Here is a 1,301-nt window from a genome sequence, read left to right on the forward strand (position 1 = left end):
TGATGGTTCACTGGAAGAGCCTTATTACTGAAGGGTTGAGACGTGGAACTGACGGTGGTCATGCCCTGCCTCAACGAGGCGGAGACCGTGGAAGTCTGTGTGCGCAAGGCATTGGCGTGCATGGAGGAGCACGGAATCGAAGGGGAAGTCCTGATCGCCGACAACGGCAGCACGGACGGCTCGCAGCAGCTCGCGCGTGATGCCGGGGCCCGTGTCGTCCACGTCGACGAGAAGGGCTACGGCAACGCCCTCATGGGCGGCATCCGCGCCGCCCGCGGCAAGTACGTGATCATGGGCGACGCCGACGACTCCTACGACTTCACCTCGTTGCTCCCGTTCGTCGAGCAGCTCCGCGACGGCGCCGACCTCGTGATGGGCAACCGCTTCAAGGGCGGCATCGCCCCCGGCGCCATGCCCCCGCTCCACCGCTACCTGGGCAACCCGGTGCTGTCGTTCATCGGCCGGCTGTTCTTCCCGTCGGCCATCGGCGACTTCCACTGCGGCCTGCGCGGTTTCCGGCGCGACTCGATCCTGCGCCTCCACCTCCAGACCGGCGGCATGGAGTTCGCCTCCGAGATGGTCGTCCGCTCCACGCTGTCCGGCCTCGACGTGCGCGAGGTGCCCACCACGCTCTCGCCCGACGGCCGCTCCCGCCCGCCCCACCTGCGCTCCTGGCGCGACGGCTGGCGCCACCTGCGCTTCCTGCTGCTCTACAGCCCCAAGTGGCTGTTCTTCTACCCCGGCGTGTTCCTGATGGTCCTCGGCCTGGTCGCGGGCACGGCGCTGACGTTCGGGCCGGTGGAGATCGGCGAGCTGGCCTTCGACGTCGACACCCTGGTCGGGTCGTCGGCGCTGGTCGTGATCGGCTTCCAGGCGGCGCTGTTCGCGGTGTTCACCAAGGTCTACGCGGCCGAGGAGGGCTTCCTGCCCGAGTCGCGGCGGATCCGGAAGATCATCGACATCGTCACCCTGGAGAAGGGCCTCGTGGTCGGCGGCCTGCTGGCGCTGGCCGGTCTGGTCGGCCTGGTGATGTCGCTGGTCCACTGGCAGGTGCGCAGCTTCGGCGCGCTCGACCCGCGCGAGTCGCTGCGCATGGTGGTCCCGGCCGCCACGGCGCTCGTCATGAGCTTCCAGACGATCTTCGCCTCGCTGTTCATCAGCATCCTCGGCATCCGCCGTACCAAGGAGAGCTCGATCGACGTGGCCGCCAAGGCGGCCGAGGAGGCCGCTGAGGCGGTCTCCCTGGAGAAGTCCAAGAGCTAGGGTCCTCCGCGTCCCGGTGGGAGCCGGCGCCGGCCATG

Annotated in this window: 1 protein-coding gene; it reads left to right on the forward strand. The window is 68.8% G+C overall.

Features of this window, described 5'->3' with window-relative positions; all coding sequences use genetic code 11:
- The first annotated feature begins 42 nt into the window (after positions 1–42).
- On the forward strand, positions 43–1,263 hold the full coding sequence (locus AB0J71_RS14675; RefSeq protein ID WP_352330688.1) for a glycosyltransferase: 1,221 nt from the start codon (positions 43–45) through the stop codon (positions 1,261–1,263).
- Positions 1,264–1,301 lie beyond the last annotated feature (38 nt).

Origin of the sequence: Nonomuraea sp. NPDC049637 (assembly GCF_040675235.1) — a bacterium.
Lineage (GTDB): Bacteria > Actinomycetota > Actinomycetes > Streptosporangiales > Streptosporangiaceae > Nonomuraea.